Genomic DNA, 25,605 nt, shown 5'->3' with positions numbered 1-25,605 from the left:
AATTTTGGGTTTTTAGTGCCCGCTTCATGGATCAACCCAAAGTCTACGCTATCCTTACCAACAATACTTCTACTACCCAAGATTTGGTTCAGGAGTTATTGCATCAAAAACCGATTTCCCAACTTCAGGAACTATCAACTTTAAATGGTCTGCTTTTCTCCCGTTCCGAGATTGACCGGTTTATGGATGAGGAAGAACGACATGATATTAAAATATTGACCAAGGATAGGCCGCAATCCCTCAAGACCATGAGCAGCGGGGAGCAAAAAAAGGCCCTGCTCAACCATTTACTAGAGCAAAATCCTGATTTTTTGGTGCTCATCAATCCTTACGACAACTTGGATGTGGCCACCCAGGCAAACTTAAAGGAGCGCCTGTGCGAAATAGGCAACTCTCGAATTCTGGTGCAAATGGTCAGCCGTTTGGACGATATTTTATCGATTACCACACATTTCCTAAAATTGGAAGGCAATTCCCTAAAAACCTACACATCTCCAGAAGCGTTCTGGAGCAAGAACAGGCAAGATAGTGTTGTTTTTGAAGGTAGTATTCCGCCACCCATTGACGTTTTGGAGTGCAACCTTCCCGATTTAGTCGTGATGAAAAATGTTTCTGTAAGCTTTGACGGGCGACCAGTACTGAACCATATTAACTGGGCCATAAAGCAAGGGGAGTTTTGGCAATTGATCGGCCCCAATGGTAGTGGAAAATCCACCATACTCTCCATGATAACTGGTGATAGCCACAAGGGATACGGGCAGGACCTCACCTTGTTTGGACAAAAAAAGGGAAGCGGGGAAAGTGTTTGGGACCTGAAGCAAAAAATTGGTTATTACACTCCTGCCGTCACGGATAAGTTCAGGGGCTACCACAGTTTGGAGAATATGATCATTTCTGGGCTGCACGATTCCATTGGGTTATACGTACAGCCGACCGATATAGAGAAAAACTTGGCCCATCAATGGTTGAAACTCTTGAACCTTTACGATAAAAGAGAGGATTATTTCCGAGATCTTTCCGTTGGGGACAAAAGATTGGTCATGGTAGCCCGGGCAATGGTAAAACACCCTCCTCTTCTGATCTTGGACGAACCAACAGCAGGTCTGGACGATGCGAGCGCTTCCCTTTTTGTGGCCTTGGTCAACAAAATAGCAGCCGAAAGTGATTCTGCCATTGTCTTTGTTTCGCACAGGAAAGAGCCCCAATTGGACCCTCAATATATTTTTGAGCTCCATCCATCAGAAGAAGGATCAATCGGCTCCATAAAACAATAGTAAACACTTCAAAAACAGTATCTTACTAAAATTTGCTATTTTTTGCTATCTTATAGGGAATTCAACTATTCACCATACCCTTCCATGCAAAAAATCAACGTTAAACCCGGCGCCAAAATTGAAGATTATAAGGCGTACGGCTCTCTGTATTCCTCGGTCCTCGACTTTTTGGAACAAGCCAAGGAACCCATAGCATCCCTAAAAGGTAAAACCATTTGGATGATCAATTCAACCGCCTTGGGTGGCGGTGTTGCCGAGATGTTACCCAGCCAAATGCGAATTTTACGGGAACTCGGAGTGTCCATTGAGTGGCTCGTCATCGAGGCCAGGGAAAAAGCTTTCTTTGATATCACCAAACGCATCCACAATGCCATACATGGAAGCGGAAATGGTATTTTTACGCAAGAGGACAGACAAGTATACGAAGCTGTCAACAGAAACAATCTACCCAAAGCACTGGAGCTGATCAATGATGGGGATATTGTAGTAGTCCACGACCCACAACCCATGCCCTTGGCCTCCATGATCAAAAAAGAGAGAAAAGTTTCCATTATCTGGCGGTGTCATATCGGCCTGGAAGAGGACACCGAGATAACCGATGCCGTGTGGGAGTTCCTAAGTCCCTACACCGACGATTACGACCATTTTGTGTTTAGTTTACCCGCTTATGTCCCCAAACCGTTAAAGAAAAGAACCTCCATCATTCCTCCTGCCATTGACCCCTTAAGTCACAAAAACAGGGAATTACAATTGCACAAATGCATTGGTATTTTATATCAATCCGGGGTACTGGACGACCATAAGGCCATTCTTTATGATCGATACAAGTATTTGGTACGAAAAGTAATGCCGGATGGTTCCTTTGACCTGTTGAGGGCAGATGAAAACTTGGACCTTATTTATCGGCCCATAGTCATGGAAATATCGAGATGGGACCGTCTTAAAGGTTTTAAGGAACTTATGGATGCCTTTATTAAAATGAAATTGGACAACCGCAAAAATGGAAATCCGGATAGTTTGGAGTACAAACGTATTGAGATGACACTTTTAGTGATGGGTGGGCCGGACCCAGATTTTGTCTCCGATGACCCCGAGGGGCAGGAAGTACTCAATGAGCTCACGGAAGCCTACAAAAAAGTGGATCGTAATTTACAGAAGGATATCGCCATTCTCTTATTACCGTTGGACAATCCCAAGGAAAATGCCCTCATCGTAAACGCCTTGCAACGTACTTCGAGCATCATTGTGCAAAATTCTATTCAAGAAGGTTTTGGACTCACGGCCACGGAAGCCATGTGGAAGAGAAAACCTGTACTGGTTTCAGGTGCTGCCGGGTTGAAATTTCAAGTAGTCCATAACAAAACAGGGCAAATCAATGAAGACCCAACGGATATTGAACAACTTTCCAAAACATTGACGTATATGTTGAACCATACCAAAGACAGGGACAAATGGGGGTTCAATGGGCAATTAAGGGTCATCCAAAACTTTACATTGTTCAGTCAATTGATCGGCTGGTTGCAAGTTTTGGCCAACAATAAAGTATAATACCGATCAACGAAAAAATAAAGGGCCACTTGTGCGAGTGGCCCTTTACTTGGTGTAATCTAAAAACTTAAACTATGCTCCTGTAGCAGCAGCAATTTTCTTCTTGAGTGCATCGAACATCAATGGAGTAGCCACGAATATTGAAGAATACGTACCCACAACCACACCAATGATCATGGCGAACATGAATCCGCGTAGGCTTTCACCTCCAAAAACGAAGATGGCCAACAATACGATCAATGTAGTCAATGAGGTATTCAATGTACGGCTCAATGTACTGTTCAAGGCTTCATTTATATTTTCCCCGCCTTTTAAACCTTTGATATTGGTTATTTCGCGGATACGGTCGAACACTACCACGGTATCGTTCAACGAGTAACCGATAACCGTCAATATCGCAGCAATAAAGGCTTGGTCAATTTCCATGTTGAAGGGCATAATCTTTCCTGTTAAAGAGAAGATACCCAACACGATCATCACATCGTGGAAAACCGCAACAACGGCACCCAACGAGAATTGCCATTTTCTAAATCGAAGCAAGATGTAAAGGAACACCACAGCCAAAGATCCCAAAATGGCCAAGAAAGCATTTTTCTTGATGTCGTCCGCAATGGTAGGTCCCACCTTCACGGATTGCAAGATACCGATCGACTTTTCAGAAGCACCTACGGTAAAGTCTTCAAAAGAAGTCCCATCCGGAAGATATTTCTGTAAAGTGGTATATAATTTAGTTTGGATTTCATTATCGACTTCCACACCTTCCTCATCTACTTTATACGGAGTGGTGACCTTGATCTGGTTGGCATCCCCAAATGTCTTCACACTGGTTCCACTACCGAAAACATCGTTCAACTCAGAAGCGATCTCTGATGGGTTTACTACTTTTTCAAAACGGATTTGATATGAACGCCCACCAATGAAATCAACCCCTTGTTGTAGACCTGCGGTAAACAAAGAGAACACGCTCACTGCAACCAAAATACCTGAAACGATATAAGCAATCTTACGTTTTGCCAAGAAATCGATGTTCACATTTTTGAACAGGTTCTTGGTGATTCCTGTGGTGAAATCCAACCTTCTACCTTTTTTGGCCGTGTACGAGTCGATCATCAAACGGGTTACAAAAATGGCCGTGAACAAAGAAGTCACGATACCGATCAAAAGAGTGGTCGCAAATCCTTTAATAGGTCCAGAACCGAATATAAAGAGAATGATAGCGGTCAGACCTGTGGTGATGTTGGCATCCAAAATGGAGGAAAGTGCATTTCCAAAACCATCAGCAATGGCTTGGGCCTTCCCTTTTCCTTTGGCCAACTCTTCTTTTATACGTTCATAGATTAACACGTTGGCATCTACGGACATACCAATGGTCAACACGATACCGGCGATACCTGGCAACGTCAAAACAGCTCCCAAGCTGGTCAGTACACCAAAAATCAACAAGATATTGAAAATCAATGCTATATCAGCAAAAACTCCCGCTTTACCATAGTAGAAAATCATCCACAGCAAAACAAAAACCATGGCTATGGCAAAAGACATAAAACCACTATCAATGGCCTCTTGACCCAGTGATGGACCTACTACTTCAGATTGAATGATCTCTGCAGATGCAGGTAGTTTACCAGCACGCAATACGTTGGCTATATCCTTGGTCTCGTTTACGGTGAAGGTACCGGTAATCTCCGAGCGGCCTCCTGAAATGGGTCCTGTAGAAACACCGGGAGCGGTATATACCTTATTATCCAATACAATGGCGATACCAGTCTGGTTGTTATAGGCATCTCCTGTCAATTTTTCCCATTCCTTGGCCCCACGGGTGTTCATGGTCATGCTTACCGCAGGCTTATTGAACTGGTCAAAAGTGTCCTGCGCGTCTGAAACCACGTCCCCGCTGATCCTGGGCACTCCATCCCTATTGGATTTGAGAGCGTACAATTCCACCACTTCCACATCCTTGGCAGCTCTTTCCCAAAGGAATTTGGTGAATTGGATATCGTTGGGCAACAATCTCTTAATCTCTGGCATTCTTAGGTAACCGCCAATTTCCGCAGTATCACTCACCATGGCCCTTGCGATGGCATGGCTACCAGGGTTGGCGGGAATAAGTTTGCCCAATAGCGGGTTGGCCTCTTGGGTCATGTCCAATGAATCTTGGGCCACATCCGAAAGCAATGAGTCAATTTCAGACTCAGGTTTAGATACTTCTTCCTTAGCTTGTTCAGGCTTCAAGATTTCCTTCAATCTTTCATTGGCGTTCACCAAGAAGGTTCCCAAACTCTGGTTATTCTGAGAATAGGTTTCCCAAAATTCCAATTGTGCCGTACTGGAAAGCAATTCCTGGGCACGGGCAATATCCCTTGCCCCTGGAAGTTCCACCAAAATACGTCCTGAGTTTCCTTCCCTTTGGATGTTGGGCTGGGTTACCCCAAAACCATCGATACGCTCACGAAGTACTTCAAATGCCGAAACAATGGACTCGTCGATTTTCTTCCTGATGATTGGTTTTACCTCATCATCCGACATTTGGAAATTGATGTCGTCACTCAGGCCCTTATTGGCAAAAATATCAGGTGAGGCCAATTTGGTATCTCCCTTGATGTTATCAAAAGCTTCAAAGAAAAGCTCCAAATAGGTTTGATCACTACTCTTGGATGCATTATCGGCATCAGCCAAAGCTTTGTTGAACACGGGGTTTTTGGTATTGTTGGCCAATCCTTTCAAAATATCCTTTACGGAAATCTGCAAGGTAACATTGATCCCTCCCTTCAAGTCAAGACCTTTGTTCAACTCTTTTTTCTTGGCATCTTCATAACTGGTAAAGCCCAAAACGGTGTTGTCACCGATGGAATCCAAATACGATGCCTCTAAAGCTTCACGCTTGGCCACATAATCATCCTCAGCTTCCGAAATTCGGCTAACTGCGTAAGCCTCAGCATCTTTTTCCAACTTACTAGCGATGAAGGTATAGGATAACTGATAAATGCTCACCAAGCCAAAAAGGATAGCGAAAAGCCTTATAAGTCCTTTATTTTGCATTGATTATTAAATTTTTAGAAGTTTTCTTAAACAGCGTGCAAATATATCATTTCCGATAAGATTTGCCAATAGAAAATGATGTAATTGCAATTATAGCCTACCCCTATGTTGTTAAAATGAAAATGTCATTTCGGACGGATCGGTGATTCCCAGGATACATCTTAGAAAATCCAAGGTACGATCATGCCCAAAATGACAAGTTCTCTGGTCGGTCAAATATTGTTATACCTGAAGCAATGCGTTGGTCTTTTTAACACCTTCGGCACTCTCCTGCATTTTAGCTTTTTCGGCATCGGACAACTCGATTTCCACGATTTTCTCGATACCGTCTTTACCCAAGATTACGGGCGTACCGATACAGATATCGTCCAACCCATACTCTCCTTCCAACATAGTGGAACATGGGAACATTTTCTTTTGGTCACAAGCAATCGCCTGTACCATGGATGATACAGCAGCTCCGGGCGCATACCAGGCACTGGTACCTAGTAGTTTGGTCAAGGTGGCTCCACCTACTTTGGTTTCTTCCACTACCCAGCTCATTTGCTCGTCGGAAAGGAATTCGGAAACCTTCACGCTGTTACGTGTGGCGTGGCCGATCAATGGCACCATACCTACATCGCTATGTCCACCGATCACCATTCCGTCAACATCGGAAATAGGAGCTCCCAAAGCCTCTGCCAATCTGTATTTGAAACGGGCACTGTCCAATGCACCACCCATACCAATGATCCTGTTCTTTGGCAAACCTGTGGACTTGTGCACCAAATAGGTCATGGTATCCATTGGGTTGCTCACCACAATGATGATGGTATTTGGCGAGTGCTCCAAAAGGTTGGTGGCCACGGTCTTCACAATACCGGCATTGATACCGATAAGTTCTTCACGGGTCATCCCAGGTTTACGAGGGATTCCAGATGTAATCACCACTACGTCACTGTTAGCCGTTTTACTATAATCGTTGGTGCTTCCGGTAATTTTGGTATCGAAACCGTTCAGGGAAGCCGTTTGCATAAGGTCCATGGCCTTACCTTCGGCATATCCTTCCTTGATGTCCAACAAAACTACTTCAGATGCAAAATTTTTCATTGCTATGTATTCTGCACAGCTTGCTCCGACTGCGCCTGCTCCAACTACGGTAACTTTCATTTGTATAAGTTTAAATTTTGATGCTCAAAAATACGGCATTTAGGGCAGAAAAAAGCTGAATTTCACCAGTTTTAGCAGCCCAATTTTGTTACGATCCCAAAATTGTTCGAATCGTCAAAATGTTAACAAAACCTTCCTTTCATCGAAGAATTGGAATTTCACAACAATTTTGAAGAATTGGGTGCAATACTTTCCTACAAAATAGCGTTCTAATAGTCCCAAAACCAAATTAACCTACTTGACCTATGAAAAAGCTCTTTTCATTGTTGTCCATTATAGGCATTATTGCCGTAAGCAACTGTAGCCGCATCCCAGAGAACAACGATCCCATTTTGGGCATCTGGGCCAGAGTCGAAACTTCCAATATCGATGGCAAGAATACCGATACCACTCGGGAAGAATGGATTTTCAATGATGTGTACCTGGGTAGGTACCAAAGCTATTCCAATTCTAAGCTGGTTTTTTATACCGATTTTAAATGGTCCGTTGACAACGGCACCTATACCATAATATATGGCGACCCACAGGTAACCGATGTATCCGTTAACCTGATGAAAGCCCAAGATCCTGAAATTTTGGCCCTAGGGAACGGCTCGGTCTTCGCCACTAGGGAATAAGACGGAAGACCAACTTATATGAAAATAGTAGGCCCCAACGAACATTGGGGCCTTCTTTATTGGTTGGTCGGTTGGTGGTTTGTTCTCGATACTTTTTCTTTTGGAAAAAACTCGAACTGACATAAAAACTATCTGAATCCGAAGTTGATACCAAAGGTAAAGGTGCTGAACTCGGAAATATTGTATTCGGCGTTAAGCCTAAAGAATCCCAATTTGATCTTGGTACCCAAATTGGCGGAAACCCCACTTACATCTTTGGATACCGTAAAAGGATCTACAACAGTCTCGGTAAAGAATGGGCCTCTGGCTTCGTAAGTACCCAAAAGGTCAATATCCGATTTACCTGTAATATATCCCAATCCCCCATAAAAATTGATTACGGGAATCTTTGTTGTGGATACCACGGCACTAAAGTTCCATGTTTTAAAGGAAGCCTCGATACGTTGATCACTACCATTAATGGTAGAGGAATCGGTAAAATCATATTCCCCATCCAATTTAGTATAGCCGATTACTGCGGCAATGGCCACTGGAAGAATCTTATCAGCCGGAAGCATTTTGGTGAAATCATACTGCAGACCTGCTCCGAACAATCCAATCTTGGAATCGTCATCAAACTTGACCTTAGGCAAAATGCGGGCTTTTACTTCCAGTCCTTTTACCAATCCCACACTAGCTTGTAGATAACCAGAGGGAATAAAATTCAAATTTTCGGAAGCCAATCCAGAAGGCAGCTCAAATTCTTCACGGAACAGACCGTTCTGTCCTTCAACATATACTTCTACCCCTTCAATATCCCCTAAACCCGTAGCAACGAGACGCGGCTGGCCAGGGTTCTGCACAAAATTGAGGTTTTCGTAATCTGCAGGATCTAAAAGGAATGCTTTTTTGTCATCCTTATTTTTAAATCCGGTCATGTTCCCCACTATGGAGATTTCAAATCCGCCCAAAGGTTTTGAGTCTGCAGAATTGTACCATCCATTTGAAATACTGTAAATGGATGCTTCAGAAACAGGTGCCAAATAAGCATTGGCAAAACGTTCTGCATCAGCTACACCTGAAACAAAAAGATCGTTCAGGTCTTGTGCCCTTCCCAGGGTTATTGAGGCCAAGGCCATCAACAAAACAATTTTCTTCATTTTGTAAAATTTTTCCTAAAACTAAAAAACTCGCCTGTTAGGGGCGAGTTTTTGTTGTGAAATGCCTGTTATCTATGCATCTATGTTAGCGTAGACGGCATTTTTCTCAATAAATTCACGTCTTGGCGGCACCTCATCCCCCATCAACATGGAGAAGATGCGGTCAGATTCCGTCGCGTTTTCGATACTTACTTGTCGCAATGTCCTAAATTCTGGGTTCATAGTAGTATCCCAAAGTTGTTCGGCATTCATTTCCCCAAGACCTTTGTACCTTTGGATACTTGCCCCGCCATTCATGGAGGAAACAATCTCATCCCGTTCCTTATCATTCCATGCATAACGCCTTTTTGCTCCTTTTTTCACCAAATATAAAGGTGGCGTAGCGATGTAAACGTGACCCCCCTCGATCAATTCGCGCATGTAGCGGAAGAAAAAGGTAAGGATCAACGTTTCAATGTGGCTACCATCCACATCCGCATCACACATGATCACCACTTTGTGGTAACGCAATTTCTCCAAGTTCAACGCTTTGCTGTCTTCCTCGGTACCTATGGTAACACCCAAAGCGGTATAAATGTTTTTGATTTCCTCGTTTTCAAAAACTTTGTGTTGCATGGCTTTTTCCACATTCAGAATCTTACCCCTAAGCGGAAGAATGGCCTGAAAGTTCCTGTCCCTGCCTTGTTTGGCAGTACCCCCTGCGGAGTCTCCCTCTACCAAGAATACTTCACATTTGGTTGGATCTTGTTCGGAACAATCAGAAAGTTTACCAGGTAATCCCCCAACACTCATTGGGTTTTTACGCTGTACCATTTCGCGGGCCTTGGCAGCGGCATGCCTTGCCTGTGCAGCTAATTTTACTTTTTCAACGATCTGTTTGGCGTCTTCGGGATGTTCTTCCAAATAATCGGTCAACATTTCAGAAACGGCCTGACTCACCGCACTGGTCACCTCACGGTTACCCAATTTGGTCTTAGTCTGACCTTCAAACTGAGGTTCGGCCACTTTTACGGAAACAATGGCCGTAAGTCCTTCGCGGAAGTCATCCCCGGAAATTTCGAACTTCAATTTGTCCAACATACCGGAGTTGTCGGCATATTTTTTCAAAGTGGTCGTCAAACCCCTTCTAAACCCTGAAAGATGCGTACCTCCTTCATGGGTGTTGATGTTGTTCACATAGGAATGAAGGTTTTCGGTATAACCGGTGTTGTAGACCATGGCCACTTCCACAGGAATTCCGTTCTTCTCCCCTTCCATGGAAATCACACTCTGGATAAGTGGCTCACGGTTACCGTCCAAGAACTTGATGAATTCCTTCAGTCCTTCCTCGGAATGGAAAGTTTCATGGATAAACTCACCTTTCTCATCCTTGTTCCTCTTGTCGGTAAGCGTAATGGTGATCCCTTTGTTCAAATAGGCCAATTCCCGCATACGGTTGGCAAGGGTCTCATAGCTGTATTCCGTGGTTTGGGTAAAGATGGTATCGTCAGGAATAAAAGTTACAACTGTTCCGGTATCATTGCTTTCCCCGATACTTTTTACAGGATATAGGGCTTTCCCCTTTTCATATTCCTGCTCCCAGATTTTTCCTTCTCGGTATACGGTTGCCCTTAAATGATTGGACAAGGCATTCACACAGGAAACCCCCACACCGTGCAGACCTCCTGAAACCTTATACGAATCCTTATCAAATTTACCACCGGCACCGATCTTGGTCATGACCACTTCCAAAGCGGAAACACCCTCCTTTTTATGCAGCCCTACCGGTATACCCCTACCGTTATCCTTAACGGTGATGGAGTTATCTTCATTAATGATTACTTCTATTGCATCACAATATCCGGCCATGGCCTCATCGATAGAGTTGTCCACCACCTCATATACCAAATGGTGCAACCCCCTGACCCCTACATCCCCAATATACATGGAAGGTCTCATACGTACGTGCTCCATGCCCTCAAGGGCCTGGATACTATCCGCCGAGTATTGTTTCTTGTTAGCTTCTTCGCTCATATATTTTCAGTATTTGCCTAGAATTTTTCAAATCCTACAAATATAAAGAATACCCTGTGTAATTAGTCTAAACAGGTCAATTGAACCCCCTAAGTTATCAACAAAATCTGTGGAAAAACGGCATATATCCGCCTCATTATGAAAGTCCTGTTAAGAACAACAAAAAGCCCCTCAATAGAGGGGCTTTTCCGACTAATTGAAAATGAAACAAAACTTCATCCTGCTCCAAATTCTTGATTGCTAATTACTGCTATTTCACGTAGGCATCGGTGTGAACTTTGGCCACGGCCCTGCCAGATGGATCGTTCATGTTCTTAAAGGCTTCGTCCCACTCCAACGCAATCTTTGTGCTGCAGGCCACAGAAGGTTCCTGTGGAACACTCAAGGCAGCGGCATCCGATGGGAAATGGCTTTCAAATATGGAACGGTAATAATATTCCTCTTTGGTAGTTGGGGTCTGAATCGGAAACTTGAAGTGCGCATTCTTCAATTGCTCGTCACTAATTTCTTCCGCAACCATCGCTTTCAAGGTATCTATCCAACTATAGCCTACACCATCGGAAAATTGTTCCTTCTGTCTCCAGGCCACACTTTCAGGGAGATACGACTCAAATGCCTTTCGTACCACCCATTTTTCCATACGCTCCCCGTTGATCATTTTATCCTTTGGGTTGATGCGCATGGCCACATCCATAAATTCTTTATCCAAAAACGGCACACGCCCTTCAATACCCCAAGCCGCCAAGGATTTGTTGGCCCTCAAACAATCATACATGTGTAATTTATCAAGCTTTCTTACGGTTTCTTCATGGAAATCCTTAGGACTTGGTGCCTTGTGGAAATACAGGTACCCACCGAAAAGCTCATCGGCTCCCTCACCGGACAATACCATTTTAATACCCATCGACTTGATGACCCTTGCCATCAAATACATGGGCGTGGATGCCCTAATAGTGGTAATATCGTACGTTTCCAAGTTATAGATGACATCCTTGATGGCATCCAAACCTTCTTGAATGGTAAATTTTATCTCGTGGTGTACCGTACCAATGTGCTTGGCCACCTTTTGGGCGGCAGCCAAATCCGGAGAACCTTCCAAACCTACAGAAAAGGAGTGTAATTGGGGCCACCAGGCATCGGTCGTATCATCGCTTTCAATTCTTTTTTGGGAATACTTTTTCGCGATGGCCGAAGTCACTGAGGAATCCAACCCGCCGGATAGAAGTACTCCGTAGGGTACGTCGGACATCAACTGACGGTGCACAGCAGCCTCCAAGGCATCTTTTATGGCCTGAATGCTGGTCTCGTTTTCCTTCACGGCATCATACTCCATCCAATCCCTTTGGTACCACCTTTTAAACTCGCCATCAGAGCTGTGCAGATAATGTCCAGGAGGGAACAATTGGATCTTGGAACAGGTTCCTTCCAACGCTTTCAATTCGGAAGCCACATAAAAGGTCCCGTTTTTGTCCCATCCGATGTAAAGCGGAATAATGCCCATATGATCTCTCGCGATGAAGTACTCATCCTTTTCGCTATCATAAATGGCGAAACCGAAAATACCGTTCATTTCATCCACAAAGTCGACTCCCTTTTCTTGATAGAGAGCCAGAATGACCTCACAATCCGATTGGGTCTTGAATTCATATTTACCCTCGAACTGTTTTCTCAATTGTTGATGGTTATAGATTTCGCCATTGGCCGCCAACACCAATTTCCCATCGGCGCTCAACAACGGTTGTTTTCCAGAAGCTGGATCCACGATGGCCAAACGCTCATGGGCCAATATCGCTTTGTCATCAGCATATATTCCACTCCAATCCGGCCCACGGTGCCTTACTTTCTTCGACATCTCCAACAATTGGGGCCTAAGTACTTCCGTACTTTCCTTCACATCAAATGCGCATACAATACCACACATATTCAAATAAATTAGTAACAATTTTGATACAAAAATGAGTCAGTAACTTTATAAATAAAACCACAAATGATATATAAGTTTCATATCGTAATTTAAAATATAAATATTATGCGGTATTGAAACTATATCTTCAAAATACCATGACAATCCCGAACGTTTTGTAAGTTTATTCTTTTTTAACGTCTTTTTAGATACAGATCATTTAATAACACCCTAGTTTTGAAAACTACTAAAATCACAATCATGAAAAATGTATTCTTATTTACTGTACTAGCTTTTGCCATGGTATTTTCGACTGAAGCGACCGCCCAAAAATTCAGCGGCTTGGACAAGAGTCCCGCGGACATTGTTACTTTCCCCACCAGTTCGCGCGTGCCCCAAAAATCCATCAAGGTTATTTACAGCAGACCTCAATTAAAGGGACGTAGCCTAGCGGAGCTTGCCCCAGAAGGAAAAGTATGGAGAACTGGCGCCAACGAGTGTACCGAAATCACTTTTTATAAGGATGCCACTGTTGGAGGTAAGTCCGTAAAAGCTGGAACTTATTCCCTGTTCACCATTCCAGGTGAAGGTGAGTGGACCGTTATTCTGAACAGCAACCTGAACCAATGGGGTGCTTTTTCCTATGATAGCGAGGCCGATGTTGCCCGTGTAATGGCCAAGACCAGTTCCGACAATGAAGAATTGGAAGCTTTTTCCATTGCTTTTGATGATAGCGGCGATATGGTCATGGGATGGGGAACCACTAGGGTTACCGTGCCGATCAGCATTTAAAGAATAACTCTTTATAATAAACGAAAGCCCCTATTTGGGGCTTTTTTATTTTTATACCTATACTATCTAGAAAACCCAGCAGATTCTTCACTTCGTTCAGAATGACCGATAGTTAATCATTATTTAAGCTTTTTTCCGGCAACAAAAACTTGTTCTGCTTTTAGATTGGGGATTTCAGATACCGGAACGGTCATGATATCATCGCTCAGGATCACAAAATCGGCAAACTTGCCGGGTTCAATGCTTCCCTTCTCACCTTCTTCAAAGTTGGAATAAGCTGCCCAAATGGTCATACCTTTCAAGGTTTCTTCCCGTGACAGGGCATCTTTCATTTGAAAACCACCTTCTGGATATTTATCCAAATCCTGGCGGGCCACAGCAGCATAAAAAGTCAAGAAGGGACTTACCTGTTCCACGGGAAAGTCGGTTCCCAAAGCCACTATTCCAGCCCCGTCCAAAAGTTTCTTATAGGCATAGGCGCCCTTCACGCGTTCAGACCCCAAACGATCTTCCGCCCAGTACATATCACTTGTAGCATGGGTAGGTTGAACGGATGGAATAATGCCCAGTTTAAAGTAATCGAAATCTTCCATAGATATTACTTGGGCATGCTCTACCTTCCAACGACGGTCCGGCTTGCCTTCCAAGGCTTTTTTATAAGCACGCAATACCACAACATTGGCCGAATCCCCAATAGCGTGGGTGTTCATTTGATAGTCGGTGGCTGCAATGCGTTCGGCCAGGGCACCGATTTCATCAACCGGGGTGACCATGGCCCCAAAATGACCTGGTTTATCCGAGTAGGGCGCTTTTAGCGCCGCTCCCCGCGAACCCAAGGCTCCATCACCATATACTTTTACGGAACGAACATCGAGCCTATCCGTTTTAATGATACCCTTGTTCAGGAAATAATCCAAATTTTCCGGATAATTGGAAACCATGGCATAGACACGAATGGACATATCGCCTGCTTGTTGCAAACTATCAATCAATTCTATGGTCGAGCGCGCCAATCCGGCATCATTTACCGTGGTAAGTCCGTAATCCAAACTGATGCGTTCCGCATCCTTTAGAGCCTGTATCTGTTGTGCTCTGGATGGTTGTGGAACGATAGCATCCACCAATCCCATGGGATTGTCCACCAAAACTCCCGTAAGCTTTCCATCCTGAATTACAATTTCCCCACCTTCCACTTTGGTGTCCAACGTAATCCCGGCCAAATCCAATGCCTTTTGGTTCACTAAAAGGGCATGACCGTCAATTCTGCGCAATGCCACAGGTGTATCCGGGAACAATTCATCAAGCTTATCCTTGGTAGGGAATTCCTTTTCTTCCCAATCGTTCTGGTCCCAGCCTCGTCCTCGGATAAAATCGGATGGCCGTTCCTTCTGAAACGCCACCACCTTGTCCAAAATCTCATCAAAGCTGGTAGTGCCCACCAAGTCCACGACTTGTTGGTTCAATCCCAAACCATAAAAATGACAATGGGCATCGATCAACCCAGGCACTATGGTCTTTCCTTCAGCATCCAATTCTTCTTTGGCCTTGTACTTTTTGTAGATATCGGCGTTTTCTGAAACTGCCACGAACTTCCCATCCTTTATGGCTACACAACAGGCCTTGGGGAAATCATCATCTACAGTGTATATATTGGCATTATACACGATGAGATCTACCTCTTCCTTTGGATTACAAGCAAAAAATAAAGGGATAATAAAGAGGAGTATAAGCTTTTTCATTTTGGATGATGGTTTTTCCAAAAATAGAAAATGCCTATGAGATTTTACGGATTTTCGTCCTCGAACTCGGTCATTACAAATTCCACCCTTCGGTTTTTCCTCCGGGCATCATCGGTTAGTGAAGAATCCAACGGAATCTTGTCACCAAATCCTTTTGAGGTAATCCGCTTTTTGTCAAGCCCCAAAGCCATCAGATATTTGGCCACGGTCTGGGCCCTCTCCTTGGAAAGGACATCGTTATATTCCTCGGAGCCTAAATCGTCGGTATGTCCACTGATGGAAACCATTAGGTTTGGATGTTTTTGCAAATAATCATACACATCTTTCAGGCTTTGTTTGGCCTTAGGTTGAAGGTCAAATTTGTCAAAATTAAAATTGACATGGTCCAACACGTACACTTCATTAGGCTGGTAATCCGGCCCCAGATAAGTCAGGGAAATGTCATCCAAATAATAATAGGAATACCCGCCCTTGTTATTGGTCGTGTGTCCAAAATCGTGGTAACTGGTACCTGCATTACTCTTGAAATTCCCTAGGATAAGCTGGCTTTCAAAGCCTTTTCCCACGATATCAAAGCTCAACTCCATCCATTTTTGCTTGTCATCATAATAACCTGTGGTAGAAAACTGCTTAATGGGTGTGGTTTCCGTGGCCACCGATAAAAGCACCCCTTGTGACAAGTGCCTTTTGGTATGAATGGATAACGGTTTTTCGGCAAAAATGGCGCCCATGTCCATAACGGCCCCATCCGATTTTTCGGCCAAGCTGATATATAATGTCAAACGGTAACGGCTACCCTTTTCCAGGGTTTCGGCCAAAGGTACCTGAATGTATTCCCGATAATCGTCAGGAGCATACAAGTAAAGTCCCGCGTAGGCACTTCCATCAAAAGGCTCCTGTTTTCCTTTAAAGTTCATGGGGATACCTAATTTGGTCCTGCTACACTCGTTGAAGTAATCCGTGGTACCCAAGGTTGGGGCACTCCAATAGTCGGCATCCTTGTTAAGGTTGCTCATTTTTTCGGGACAGGAGCTATATTCCTCAAAACTCCCGTTTCTCACCAAATTTTGAGAAAAACTTATACCAAAAGTGAGGCAAAGCAACAGTTGGGTCACTATGTACAAAGGTCGTAGTCGCATGGTTTCCAATTTCATTGGAACCACCAATCACATGATTTTCAAATGATTGACGGAAAGTATAAAACGACCTAACCAGCCTTTTATTGCGTATTTACCTACAAATTAGAAATCAAACTTGTACGATACCCCGGCCAGAGCCTGAAAACCCTGTACCCTAAAATTAGCCCAACGTTGGTAATTGTTGTTGGCAATATTCGAGGCTTTCACAAAGATGGAGAGCTGATCATTGAAGCGGTATCCTACGTGGGCATTGGCATCGAAAAAACCATCCAAAGTAACTTGTGTATAAGTTATGGTTGGGGGGAGATTATTGGTTAGTGCTTGACCCATCAAATCATCACGCTCGCCAATATAGAACAAGTTGGCACCCATGTACCATTGTTTATCAATCTGATAATCCAAGAACAATGACCCTTTAATGGAAGGAAGGTTCCAGGCGGGATTATCGGTTTCCGTATCGTAGTCATAAAATTCGGCATTGACCCCCAAGGTGAAGTTTCGGTTCACATCCACATTGATTTCCCCAAAAACACCCAAGGTCTTTACATCATCATAAAACACTTGGAAGGAATTGCCATAATAATAGCTTTTTTCATCATCCCTAAAAGTATTTTCAGGATTCAAGTAGAATAACGGCTTACGGTTCTCGGCCATATATGACCCTTTCAGGTTATACCCCACATTCGAAGTCAATTGCCCCTTCAACCCCACATACCCTTCATATTGCTGGTCGGTGGGCTGAATATCCAAAGTGGGGGATACATATGGGTTTTCATCCACAAAATCATGGTAAGAGTTCTGCTTTAACTGTCCTTCAATACCGCCATAAGCGATCACGTTGTCCTCCATCACCCGATACGAAGCGGTAACCGCGGGGTAGATATAAAAATTACTATCACTGTTCTCGGCATCCAACCCATACACAATGTTGGCACCCAGATTCACGGTCAAATCGTCGCGCAAGATCAACAAGCTCGGGGTTACCCCTGCCTGAAACTGGCTGTAATTGATTTCGCCGCCGTTGGTGGTACTATTCAAAGAGGCATTTTTAAAATTGCCGCCCACATAATCAAACTTGGCAGAAATGGTGATGAGTTCCTCAGTGATGGGCAGCTCAATCGTGGGATTGACCACCACCCGGTTTTCTCCAGATTCCGTCGCATCCCAAAAACGTCTCAACAAAATATTCCCCTGTTTAAAAAAGGAATCCTCCATGTTCAAGTGCGCCTTGGCCTCTGCATTGAAATAGTTTTGTGTCTCGTCCATACTGGCCACAAGGTCTTCGGAATACACACCATTTTGGATCCCGTACCAGTTGTACAGTTGATGTTGAAGCCCTACGGCAGCACCCCAATCCATGTAGCGGTCCTTTTTGGCATAGGAAACATCCAATTTGGTGTTGTAAAAATCCGTGTCCAAGGGTGTGGAGTCCAAATCGCCTCGCGACGAATTATGGGTAAGGCCAAAATCCAACAGGTCTTCTCCCCGATTGAATTCCCTGCTGGTGTAAAAGTCCACCAACGCATTGTTGTAATTGCCCAACCCTACCGATGCATAGGAATTGTACAAGGTTGGTGGCGGGGTCTTTTTCACTGCGGATGCCTTGCCTTTGGCTGGGGTAAACGTGGATGCCACTGGCACCGAAAATATGCTGTAATCTATTTTCTTTTTTTGAAGGACGATGGAATCGTTGAGGCTTGGCATTGACTTGATCTTAAAGGCATCTGAAACGGTGGGGGAATAGGGTTTTACCACCGTCACCGTTTCCGTACCAATATCATCGGTCTTGTCCTGACCGTACATCGCTCCAAAAAGGCTCAAAAAAAGTAATGAAAATATATAGGTTGTTCTCTTTTGCATGCTGTGTCTCGATTTAATTTTGGTTTGGGTTCACGGAAGAATTGCTCTCGGCCTCCTTCGCCTTGATGGTCGCCAGTTCCGTTTTGGCATCGATGACAATTTCATCGAACTCCGCAAAATTGGTAATCACACTCTCCAAAATATAGGTTGCCTGAAAGGCATCGCCCAAACCATAGAAGTTTTTGGCCATGATCACCAATCCCTTACCGGCCCATTGCTTGTAGGCGGAATAATCCTTCGCCAGTTTTTGCACCGATTCGTTCGATGACTCAAAATTACCTTCAGCGTTTTTGAAAAAGGCATCATAGTACCAAGCTTCGGCCGCCAATTCGCCCGTGGCGATTTTCTTCACCTCTTGATAGGCCGTTTTGGCCAAGGCTTCATTGTTCGTAGCAATGGCGGAACGCGCGATCATAATCTGCGCATCACTCCTGATACGGTCATCGATTTTTGGGGCTTTCAGTACTTTTTCAGCATAGGCCAGCGTCTGGGAATAATCTTTTTGCCCGTAATACCCCTTCATGAGATTGGATTGTGCAAAGGTTCGGTTCTCCGTAATTTCCGCCATATTCTCCAATTGTTTCAAATAGGGAATGGCACTGGTGTAATCCTGTTTTTCCACATAAATTTCACAAACACGTGTCAAAGCCTGCTCGGTATATTCCCCATTGCCTCCATCGGCAACAGTTTTGTATTTAGGAAGCGCTTTGTTTTTATCGCCTGCCGCGAAATACAATTGTGCCAAGGCAAAGTTGACATTCTGGGCATGGAGTCCGTTCGGGAATTGTTTTAGGTAATCTTCATATCCGCGAAGTGCAGCATCGGTCTTGCCTTCCATTTGTTTGCGCTGGGCGGATTCAAAACTGGCATTGTCCAACTCGGAGTCAGTGACTTCCACAAAATCGAGGTTTCTAGCCCAAGCGGCATATTCGCTCACACGACCTTCATCCACATAAACCAATTTGGCGGTAGCCACGGCCTGTTTCGCCTCTTGGGTATTGGGATATTTTTTTACGACTTCCTTTAACTTGTCAAGGGCCTGCTGATTTCTACTGGCATTATAGTGCACCAACCCTTCCCTCAAAAGTCCGCGCGGGGCAAACTTGCTCTTGGAAAACTCCTGGACCAATCTGTCATAAGTCTGCAATCCCAATTGCTCCTGGTTGTTGGCAATGTAGGTATTGCCCAGCTCAAAAAGGGCATCATCCCGAAGGGAAGAAGTTGGGAACATGTTCAAAAACTCGTTGAGACCATCAATCTTGGCCTTATTGTTCCCCAAAAACCCACTGCACAGCGTTTTTTGGAAGGCTGCATAATCCCTTTCAGGTCCGTTCATCTTTGATGAAGTATCGTAAGCCTTCATGGCCAATTGGTATTGGCTGGTCACAAAATACCCATCCCCCAACCGAAGGTATCCATCATTTTTTCGCTCGTCGTCTATGGCATTGGAATTGACTACATTCTTGAAATAGGCAATGGAATTGTTGTAATCCTTCAGTTTAAAATAGCAATAGCCCAGATTATAATCCAATTCCTGATATTCGGGCATGGCTTTTGCCGCGGGAAGTCCCTGAAACTTGACAAAATCAACGAGGGCCTCATCAAATCGGTTCAATCGGTAGGCCGATTCGGCTTTCCAATACAGCGCTTTAGCCTGAAAACTGGCATTATCGGCACTTTTCAAGGATTTGGAAAAACGCTCCAACGCTCCCTCATAATCCCCATCAATAAAAAGTTCCACACCTCGGTAATAAGCTACTTTTTGATAAGTTTCCTTGCTCGCGTAATTTTTGTTGTCTTCCAAAAGTTTCATGGCACCTTCAAAATTTCTGGAGGTGATGTAGGAATCCACCAAAAGCTCCTGGATTTCCAACTGGTGCTCATCCTTTGGATATTTTTCCAAATAAGCAGTCAGCACCTGCGGAACCGGTTCGTATGCATTCCCGACCTCATAGCTCAAACGGGCGTAGTTGAGGAAGGCATCTTTTTGAATCTGAGGGCTAAAATCCATTTGGGAAGCATTTCGAAACGCATTGAGGGCTTCCGGTTTCTTATCCAACTTTAGATAACATTCTGCCAAATGATAATAGGCATTTTGGGAAACATCATTGGTGCCCCCAATAATTTTGTTGAACTGTTGGATGGCACTTTGGTAATCGCCCAATTTATAATGACTGTACCCCAACAAATAGTAATCCGTGTTGCTCCATTTGCCACGTTTACCCCTGTATTTTTCCAAATATGGAATGGCTTCTCCATACTTTTCCAGGTTGAAGTAACTCTCGCCTATAATCTTATTAAGTTCGGATACTTCTTCCCTATTGGATTTGGGCAATTGCTTTTCCGCCATCGCGATGGCTTCCTCAAATTTTCCTAATTTAAAATTCAAATCGGCCTGATAGTAAGAAAGTTTTTCGTTGAGCAATTCTGGGTCCGTAATCTGGTCAAATCGGGCACTTGCCTCGGTATAATCATCTTGCTCGTAAGCGATATATCCCAAATAATATTTGGCCTGCGAACCATATTTCTGAGAGGTTGACACCTTGCTTAAATACCGTTCGGCCTCCTTCGGATTTTTGGAGGCATACAAGGCATACCCATTGTTGAAATTAAAACGCTCCCTATCGCTGTAGGCCATGGAGGATTCGTCCACCTTTTTGTACCATTTTAGGGCATACGGGTATTTTCCTGTTTCAAAATAATAATCGGCCACATCCAAAAAAGCGGAGTTCCGCTTGGTAGAGGTCGGGTACCGCTCCACAAAATCCTCCATCATTTTATCGGCCCCACGTTGGTTCAACCGAATTGCCGCATTCGCAGCATAATAGGCACTGTTGGCCTCGGTCTCGTAATCGTTGGTGTTTGCCTTGACTTTCTCGAAAATGGTCTGGGCCGCCTGGTACTGCTGATCGTTGTACAACGCCAGAGCATCTTGGTAAGCTTTGTTTTCGTGGGAATAAATTTCGGTTTCCTGGGCAGAAAGTATAAAAAAAGTTCCCAACCAAATGGGAATAAAAAGGAGGTTTGTTCGATTCATAGTGTTCTACGCTGTTCTCGATTGACTTTTACATAACGTCAAAATTTGAGCCAAAGTATATTTTGGCACAAAGATGTTTTTATTGACCCGGCAATAATGGCGAATATTTTTAGAACTTAGTACCTTTATTCCAGAAAGTACCATTATGTCCGAGACCATTGTAAAATTACAAGATGTAGCCGTATTCCAAAACGAGAACATGGTTTTGAACCACATTGACCTTGAAGTGAAAAAAGGTGAATTTGTGTATGTGATCGGTAAAACCGGTAGTGGCAAGAGTAGTTTTATGAAAACGCTTTATGCGGATCTTCCCTTAAAACAAGGTGATGGAAACGTAGTGGATTTTGACTTGAAGACCTTAAAAGAAAAGGACATTCCCTTTTTACGTAGAAAATTGGGCATTGTTTTCCAGGATTTTAAATTGCTGCCGGACCGTAATGTGAATAATAATCTTCAGTTTGTTTTGAAGGCTACCGGGTGGACGGACCCAAAAAAAATGAGTGACAAGATTGAGGAAGTGTTGACCAAGGTAGGCATGAAAACCAAAGGCTTCAAATTTCCTCACGAGTTGTCGGGCGGGGAACAGCAGCGTATTGCCATTGCGCGTGCCCTATTGAACGACCCCGAACTCATTTTGGCGGACGAGCCAACCGGAAACCTAGATCCCCAGACCAGTGTGGAGGTCATGAAGGTACTACAGGACATCAACCAAAATGGGCGCACCATCATCATGGCCACCCATGATTATGCCCTTATTTTAAAATACCCGCACAAGACCCTTAAATGTGATGGTAGCAAGGTTTTTGAGGTCATCCAAAAGGCAATTTAACACCAGACCATGGTTTTCATCAGTGCTGCGTTTACCGCTAAATCAGGTTTGTTTACCTCAATTTTTAAACCCTCTAACTTGATTTACATAGTTTTAGCCCTATTTCAAAAAAACTACTGTGTTAAAAAATAGAGACCTTTGGATCAACCTGCTCATTGGATTGGGATTGCTCAGTATTCCTATCTTAACCTCTCCCGATTTTAGCTCCTTTGGCGAGATGATCAAAGCGGTTGGATTTCGACGGAATTTTTTGGGCTATTTGTTACTGCTCATTTTTTACTATCTGAACTACTATTGGTTAGTACCGGAATTTTATTCCAAAAAACGTCATTTACTGTATGCTTGCTTTTTATTGGTGTGTTTTGTAGTCATCACGTATTTACCGGACCTATTTTTTAAGCTTCCTGACTTTCCTTCAAATTCCAATATGCCCTTCCCCAAAAAAATAGAAGGAATGCCCCCCATGGGACAAGGACCTAGTATGCCGGAAGGTTTTAAAAAGAAGCGCCCTCCCATCAACCTTTTTGAGCTACGGGATTCTTTTTTGATCCAGTTCATCATGGTGACCATTTTGTCCATGTTGCTCCGATTGGACAACCGGTTGAAAGAAATGCAGAACGAAAAACTAAGAGCAGAGGTGAACTATCTGAAGGCACAGATCAACCCTCATTTTTTGTTCAACACACTGAACAGCATCTATGCGCTTACCCTTAAAAAATCGGATCAGGCACCTTGGGCCGTCTTAAGGCTTTCCGAAATGATGCGGTATGTGGTCACTGAAAGCGATTCTGAAAAGGTCCCTCTGGAGTATGAGATCCAATATATTTCCGATTACATAGACCTTCAAAAACTTAGGATGGGCAAGCATACCGATTTTACTTATGAAGTAAAGGGAAGCCCAAACGGCAAAAGGATCGCTCCCATCATTTTGGTCAATTATGTTGAAAATGCATTCAAATATGGGGTTAATCCCGATGAACCTTCCAAAATCACTATTTTTATCAATATTGATTCCAAAGGCGTTGAACTCATTGTGGAAAACAAGATCACGGTAAAACAAAACGAATTTTTAGAGCAAACCACCGAAGGTAACAGAAACACAAAAAGGCGATTGGATTATTTTTACCCTGACAGACATCAATTGGATATTGACCACAGGAGCGATTTCTACGCGGTTAAATTATATATAGACCTTACATGATCAGAGCGGTTGCACTGGATGATGAAGAATTGGCCCTGGATGTCGTTCAAGCCTATTGTGGACAGATCGAGTATGTTGATCTGGTACATGTTTTCACCGAACAGGGCAAAGCCATCAGGTACCTCAATAAATTTGAGGTGGACCTACTCTTTCTTGACATCAGAATGCCTGAACTCAACGGAATAGACCTTTATAAATCCCTGAAGAACAAGACCAAGGTGATTTTTACCACTGCCTATGATCATTACGCCGTAGAAGGTTTCAATGTAGATGCCATTGATTACCTTCTGAAACCCTTTTCATTTGAACGGTTCAAAAAGGCAGTGGACAAGGCAAAAAACTTGATGGACCTGGAATTGGGGAATGTAGATGAAAAAACACATCTTTCCGTCAGGGCGGATTTTAAACTCCATCACATCACACTTGATGATATTCTTCTCATAGAGGCATTGGATGATTATATCCAAATCCATTTGGAGCAAGGCAATAAAATTGTCGCCCGTAATACCATGAAGGGTATCTTGGAAAAATTACCCCAACCCCAATTTTTGAGGGCCCATCGATCTTACATAATTCCTTTGAAAAAGGTTGGAAGCATTTATAAGGATACCGCCAAAATTGGAAATTTTACCGTACCCTTGGGCAAGTCCTACAAAGCCGATATTTTAAAAAACCTTTAACTTTTCGCCCTCTTTTACCTCTGCAATACCGCCGTTTACCTCATTATTTATTTATAAGCCCTTAATAACCATAGTTTTACTTTAAATAAAATACTATGAAGAGAAAGGAATTTATAAAAGGCTTTGGACTTGCGGGACTTTCGGTCACCAGTTTGGCATTATTACGTTCATGCTCAACTGACAGTGACACCTATCTTTTGGAGGAAGAGGACAGTTCCTCTGATTCGGATACTTCATCCGATTCCACGGACTCTTCCTCCAATAATACCAAGGATTCAAGTTCTGATAGCAGTTCGGACACCTCCTCCAGCAGTGAAACCATAGATGATTGTGAGGTGACCCCCAGCGAAACGGAAGGTCCTTACCCTACCCATAATCCCCAGGACTATGAAAGGGTAGATATTGTTGGCGACAGGACCGGTATCGACCTCGACCTGAACATCACCATCCGGAATGTGAACGATAGCTGTAACGTTCTAGAAGGTGCGATTGTGGATGTATGGCACTGTGACAAGGATGGCAATTATTCCGAATACAGCGGGTATACCAGCAATCATTTTTTAAGGGGCAGGCAAGAGAGTGACTCCAGTGGCCTGGTTGAATTTGCCACCATATTCCCAGGATGGTACAATGGACGCTCTACACACATCCATGTGCATGTTTTCAATTCGGACGGAGATTCACTCTTGGTCACACAGATTGCATTTCCAGAAGGAGAGAACAGTGCGGTGGTCAGGGTAAATGCGGCAACAGAATATGGCTATACCAAAGGCATGAGTGGGTATACCTATAACGCCCAGGACAACGTGTTCAGTGATGGTGTAGATGAAGAACTGGCCAGCGTCAGTGGCAGTGTCTCTGAAGGATTTACCCTTACCCATGATATCTACGTAAACGCTTAAATACAAGTAATGACCACGATGGTTCAAAATCAAGCAAAAATATTTTTGGCCGATAAAAGAAGCCGCTACGAGTCCAATGAGTATCGTTGTTTGTGCACGCCGATACACCAAAATGGCATGGACAACCAGATTGTAAGGTTTTCGGATGAAACCCTTGCTCCTGGAAAAAGCAGGTTCTTTACCATGGATGAAAATGTTTCGCTGATCTTGCTGCCGTTGGTCGGCACCATTGTTTATGGGTCTTTGGAGTCCCAGTACTCCGTAAAAGTATCCCCCGAAGAGCTTCAGACATTCTCGTTGTCAAAAGGCACATACTTTTCCATAAAAAATCCCAGTGAGGATAGCCTGGTCAATTATTTGCAAATTTGGATCAAAACTGAGGTGGCCCGTAAAAAAGTCGTTTTTGATGATTATAAAGAGAACATACTGAACACCATTTTCGACAATTCCTCCATTAAACTACATTTTGGGGTTTTAAATGGCAGGACCGAGGCCACCCTTGTTCCATCATACCCGGATGGCACTTTGGTGACCTTTGTGATCAACGGGGCATTCGAAATACAGAACCGCTTATTGGAATCCAGGGACAGTCTGGCTTTATGGAATGTAGACCAATTGGAATTGGAAGCACTTTCCGAAAACGCCATTATTTTGATTTTGGAACAGAAAAATTCATATTGATTTAGTTTTCATTTTTAATCTGTTGAACCCGGATGGCCATGTACTACTCATCCGGGTTTTTTC

General features: G+C 43.7%; 18 protein-coding genes. 9 read left to right on the top strand and 9 right to left on the bottom strand.

Going from position 1 to position 25,605, the window contains the following annotated elements; translation table 11 throughout:
- Nucleotides 1-26: 26 nt before the first annotated feature.
- Together D2V05_RS02950 and D2V05_RS02945 are read left to right on the top strand one after the other, a co-directional pair.
- The gene (locus D2V05_RS02950) at nt 27-1,274 is read left to right on the top strand and encodes an ATP-binding cassette domain-containing protein (protein ID WP_119646072.1); all 1,248 of its coding nucleotides are present in this window, start codon (nt 27-29) and stop codon (nt 1,272-1,274) included.
- 84 nt (nt 1,275-1,358) lie between these two features.
- On the top strand, nt 1,359-2,822 hold the full coding sequence (locus D2V05_RS02945) for a glycosyltransferase (RefSeq protein ID WP_119646126.1): 1,464 nt from the start codon (nt 1,359-1,361) through the stop codon (nt 2,820-2,822).
- 72 nt (nt 2,823-2,894) lie between these two features.
- Here D2V05_RS02945 and secDF read toward each other — a convergent pair whose 3' ends face one another.
- A complete protein-coding gene (secDF, locus tag D2V05_RS02940) occupies nt 2,895-5,861 on the bottom strand; it encodes a protein translocase subunit SecDF (RefSeq protein ID WP_119646071.1) in 2,967 nt (988 codons plus the stop codon).
- A gap of 222 nt (nt 5,862-6,083) precedes the next feature.
- Nucleotides 6,084-7,010, bottom strand: coding sequence for a malate dehydrogenase (gene mdh, locus D2V05_RS02935; protein ID WP_119646070.1), 927 nt, complete (start codon nt 7,008-7,010; stop codon nt 6,084-6,086).
- 245 nt (nt 7,011-7,255) lie between these two features.
- On the opposite strand from mdh, the gene D2V05_RS02930 reads away from it, so the two are divergent.
- The gene (locus D2V05_RS02930; protein ID WP_235855368.1) at nt 7,256-7,627 is read left to right on the top strand and encodes a hypothetical protein; all 372 of its coding nucleotides are present in this window, start codon (nt 7,256-7,258) and stop codon (nt 7,625-7,627) included.
- A 128-nt stretch (nt 7,628-7,755) separates the two neighbouring features.
- Here D2V05_RS02930 and D2V05_RS02925 read toward each other — a convergent pair whose 3' ends face one another.
- The 3 genes from D2V05_RS02925 to asnB form a co-directional block, all read right to left on the bottom strand.
- Nucleotides 7,756-8,766, bottom strand: coding sequence for a DUF6588 family protein (locus D2V05_RS02925; protein ID WP_119646069.1), 1,011 nt, complete (start codon nt 8,764-8,766; stop codon nt 7,756-7,758).
- Between the two features lie 72 nt (nt 8,767-8,838).
- Nucleotides 8,839-10,779: a DNA topoisomerase (ATP-hydrolyzing) subunit B gene (gene gyrB / locus D2V05_RS02920; protein ID WP_119646068.1), complete on the bottom strand. Its 1,941-nt coding sequence runs from the start codon at nt 10,777-10,779 to the stop codon at nt 8,839-8,841.
- 250 nt (nt 10,780-11,029) lie between these two features.
- Complete coding sequence (gene asnB, locus D2V05_RS02915; protein ID WP_119646067.1) at nt 11,030-12,700, bottom strand: asparagine synthase B; 1,671 nt, start codon at nt 12,698-12,700, stop codon at nt 11,030-11,032.
- A gap of 243 nt (nt 12,701-12,943) precedes the next feature.
- On the opposite strand from asnB, the gene D2V05_RS02910 reads away from it, so the two are divergent.
- Complete coding sequence (locus D2V05_RS02910; protein WP_119646066.1) at nt 12,944-13,474, top strand: DUF2911 domain-containing protein; 531 nt, start codon at nt 12,944-12,946, stop codon at nt 13,472-13,474.
- 119 nt (nt 13,475-13,593) lie between these two features.
- Here D2V05_RS02910 and D2V05_RS02905 read toward each other — a convergent pair whose 3' ends face one another.
- The 4 genes from D2V05_RS02905 to D2V05_RS02890 form a co-directional block, all read right to left on the bottom strand.
- On the bottom strand, nt 13,594-15,213 hold the full coding sequence (locus tag D2V05_RS02905; RefSeq protein WP_119646065.1) for an amidohydrolase: 1,620 nt from the start codon (nt 15,211-15,213) through the stop codon (nt 13,594-13,596).
- Nucleotides 15,214-15,257: 44 nt separating this feature from the next.
- Complete coding sequence (locus tag D2V05_RS02900; RefSeq protein ID WP_183114772.1) at nt 15,258-16,352, bottom strand: OmpA family protein; 1,095 nt, start codon at nt 16,350-16,352, stop codon at nt 15,258-15,260.
- A 102-nt stretch (nt 16,353-16,454) separates the two neighbouring features.
- Complete coding sequence (locus D2V05_RS02895) at nt 16,455-18,212, bottom strand: porin family protein (RefSeq protein WP_119646063.1); 1,758 nt, start codon at nt 18,210-18,212, stop codon at nt 16,455-16,457.
- Nucleotides 18,213-18,225: 13 nt separating this feature from the next.
- A complete protein-coding gene (locus D2V05_RS02890) occupies nt 18,226-21,249 on the bottom strand; it encodes a tetratricopeptide repeat protein (RefSeq protein WP_119646062.1) in 3,024 nt (1,007 codons plus the stop codon).
- A 145-nt stretch (nt 21,250-21,394) separates the two neighbouring features.
- Between D2V05_RS02890 and D2V05_RS02885 the strand changes: the two genes are divergently transcribed.
- From D2V05_RS02885 to D2V05_RS02865, 5 genes are all read left to right on the top strand, one after another.
- Nucleotides 21,395-22,078 carry a cell division ATP-binding protein FtsE gene (locus D2V05_RS02885; RefSeq protein ID WP_119646061.1) on the top strand — a complete coding sequence of 228 codons (684 nt, stop codon included), beginning with the start codon at nt 21,395-21,397 and terminating at the stop codon, nt 22,076-22,078.
- Between the two features lie 118 nt (nt 22,079-22,196).
- A complete protein-coding gene (locus D2V05_RS02880; protein ID WP_119646060.1) occupies nt 22,197-23,279 on the top strand; it encodes a sensor histidine kinase in 1,083 nt (360 codons plus the stop codon).
- Complete coding sequence (locus D2V05_RS02875; RefSeq protein ID WP_119646059.1) at nt 23,276-23,959, top strand: LytR/AlgR family response regulator transcription factor; 684 nt, start codon at nt 23,276-23,278, stop codon at nt 23,957-23,959. Before D2V05_RS02880 ends, D2V05_RS02875 begins: the two co-directional genes overlap by 4 nt.
- A 95-nt stretch (nt 23,960-24,054) precedes the next feature.
- Nucleotides 24,055-24,861, top strand: coding sequence for a dioxygenase family protein (locus tag D2V05_RS02870; RefSeq protein ID WP_119646058.1), 807 nt, complete (start codon nt 24,055-24,057; stop codon nt 24,859-24,861).
- A 9-nt stretch (nt 24,862-24,870) separates the two neighbouring features.
- Nucleotides 24,871-25,542 (top strand): pirin family protein, encoded by a 672-nt coding sequence (locus D2V05_RS02865; protein ID WP_119646057.1) that lies wholly within the window; start codon nt 24,871-24,873, stop codon nt 25,540-25,542.
- Nucleotides 25,543-25,605 lie beyond the last annotated feature (63 nt).

The sequence above is a fragment of the Flagellimonas pelagia genome (assembly GCF_003584135.1).
Lineage (GTDB): Bacteria > Bacteroidota > Bacteroidia > Flavobacteriales > Flavobacteriaceae > Flagellimonas > Flagellimonas pelagia.
Note: the sequence above shows the minus strand (reverse complement) of the source record. Positions and strands in the feature narration are given on the sequence as shown.